The organism is Stieleria sp. (genome assembly GCF_041595215.1).
In the GTDB taxonomy this organism is placed as follows: Bacteria; Planctomycetota; Planctomycetia; order Pirellulales; family Pirellulaceae; genus Stieleria; species Stieleria magnilauensis.
On record NZ_JBFHKV010001153.1, the window covers coordinates 1 to 2,555 of the forward strand.

A 2,555-nucleotide genomic window follows, 5' to 3' on the forward strand; every position below is an offset into this window, starting at 1 on the left:
CACTTTCTGGTGTTCCAAGACAAGTTGTTCGTCTACACCGGCACTTGGTACAGCGGCGAAACAACGATCCCGGTCAGCGATTACGATCTCAACATGCACCTCGGCTATGCCGCATGGAGCGAGGACGGCCGCAACTGGCACAGTCCCGTTCTGCTGGAGGGGACGTTTGGGCATTACATTTGGCGTGCCAACACCTTTGACGGAAAAGCATTCTTGTGCGGTCGCAGAAAAGCCAACTTCGAAGCCGGTCCACGCGGCGAAGGCAAGATCGTTGAGTCGTTGATGTTGGAGAGCGACGACGGATTGATCTGGCGCAAACGGGCAATCTTTCAAGAAGTCCGCGGTGACGAAACGGCGTTTCTGTTCGAACGTGACGGAAGCGTGATCGCAGTCGGGCGGCGGGGCAGTGACACGGCGCAGCTTCTGCGTTCCAAACCACCCTACCAACAATGGGATCGTCGTGAATTGGATCGTTACATCGGCGGTCCGCTGATCGTGCGGTGGGGCGATCGTTATGTCGTGGGTGGCCGCAAGTCGATCGGCGGCAAAGGTCCCAAGACGTCGATGTGTTGGCTGATCGATGATGAGTTGCTCGAATTCGCCGAGCTTCCCAGTGGAGGCGACAACTCCTACCCCGGCTTTATTGCATTGAGTCCGACGAAAGCGATCATGTCGTGGTATTCGTCTCACGAAAAAGATGACGACGGCAATCCGATCACCGCAATTTATCTGGCCGACCTTGAAATTGCTCCGGTTCAGAGCCCGGAATGAGAACAAGTGGGGTAGGCTTCCAGCCTGTCATTGCAGCATGGTCGATCTGACAGGCTGGAAGCCTATCCCACCTCTCGCTCGTCGCACGTCTTCCCCTCCCTTCCCCCGCCCACCTCATCTGCCCCCCAATCACCCATGAAACGAATTTTACACGCCGTCGGTCCAGCCATCATTGTGGCGGCGGTGGTTCTCGGTCCGGGATCGATCCTGACCAGTTCCAAGGTCGGTGCTTCGCTAGGATTACTCGGTCTGCCCGTCGTTTTTGGGGCGTCGGTGTTGATGATCGCGATGGTCGCGTTGTCGGCCCGGTTAGGGGCGGTCTACGAAAACAGCCCCTGTGATGAATTGGCCAGTCGGTTGGGACGCCCCGTGGCGGTCGTGATCGGCGTGACACTGTTCACGCTGGTCGCGTTTTTTCAGTCCTCCAACAACATCGCATTGATCGGCGGCGTGGAGCCGATGTTCGGCGACGAGCCGCTGCCGCTGGCTGCGCGAGCGATTGTGTTGCTGGGTGTCAACGGTTTGGTGATCGCCAGTTTGTATCTGTTGAAAAATCTGTATCGCAGCGTCGAAGGGTTGATGAAGATCCTGATCGGTTTGATGACGCTGGCGTTCTTGTTTAATTTTGTCGTGATCTTCGTCAGCCCACCGGATTTCGAGCGTGTGGTTCCCGAGGCTGCGCCGGATGTGTTTGCGTTGTTGGGCATGATCGGCACCACGTTTTCGGTCGGTGGGGCTTTTTACCAAGCCTATCTGGTCAAAGAGAAAGGCTGGGGGATCGGTCAAGTGCGACAGGGAATGATCGATTCGATCGTCAGCATGACCGTGTTAGGATTGATCACGTCGATGATTCTGGTGACGTCGTGGCGGGTCTTTTACGGCAACCCCAACGGCGTGGCATTGTCCTCGGTCGGCGATGTGGCACGGCAATTGGAGCCACTGTTTGGTGCGTCGGCCAAGATTATTTTCTGTACCGGAATCCTCGCCGGCGCGCTCAGTTCGTTCCTGGTCAACGCATTGATCGGCGGGACGGTGATGTCCGACTCGCTCGGCAAGGGATCCAAGCTGGACGACAAATGGCCGCTGCATTTGACCACTGCGGCGCTGCTGGTCGGGATGTGCGTGGCGATCGCGTCGCTGGCCCGCGAAGGCAGCACGGTGCACCTGATCACCATCGCCCAAGCCTGCACGGTGTTGGGCATTCCGGCTTTGGCTGCGGCGTTGATCTACCTAGGCACCCGCAAGGAGTTGACCGGACCGCGCAAGGTGCCACACTGGATCATCGCACTGGCGGTGATCGGGTTTGTCGTTTCCTGTGTGTTGGCCGGTTTAACGGCCAACAAGGTCTATCAAAAAATCAATCCGCCAGCGGCAGTAGCTGAATTGCGTCAACGATGACGTGGCCGTCGGTGTCGTGGTTGTTGATCTCGACTTCGGCGTGTCCGACCGGGAAGGTAAACTTGCCGACCGTGGTGAATGCGCCGTGTTCGGGCTTGCGTCGTTGATCGACCGTCACCGTCTGCGTGGATCCGCCGGCACGGATGATGACCGGAACATTGGTGGCACGATTGGCGTTGGGCGAGTATGCGAGACGTAGTTCGTAGTTGCCTGCCGTTTTGATCGTTACCGGAAACCGAAGGCTTTGGTGGCCCTTGTCGGTGTCGCCGTCGTGGCGATAACCGACGGCGACGAAGGGGCCGACCATCTGACTGGTGGCGTGAAAGCCTGTTCGCTCGGCGGTTTCGTCATCGACGACGATCCCCGGCAGCGACTTGGGGTCGACC

At 58.2% G+C, this 2,555-nt stretch carries 1 protein-coding gene and 2 pseudogenes; 2 read left to right on the top strand and 1 reads right to left on the bottom strand.

What is annotated here, in order from left to right:
- Together ABX749_RS29110 and ABX749_RS29115 are read left to right on the top strand one after the other, a co-directional pair.
- Positions 1–771 (top strand): annotated as a pseudogene (locus ABX749_RS29110) (hypothetical protein); the annotation flags it as partial.
- 135 nt (positions 772–906) lie between these two features.
- A complete protein-coding gene (locus ABX749_RS29115) occupies positions 907–2,169 on the top strand; it encodes an NRAMP family divalent metal transporter (RefSeq protein WP_372899129.1) in 1,263 nt (420 codons plus the stop codon).
- Here ABX749_RS29115 and ABX749_RS29120 read toward each other — a convergent pair.
- Positions 2,129–2,555, bottom strand: a pseudogene (locus tag ABX749_RS29120) (FAD-dependent oxidoreductase); the annotation flags it as partial. The gene ABX749_RS29115 and the pseudogene ABX749_RS29120 overlap by 41 nt on opposite strands.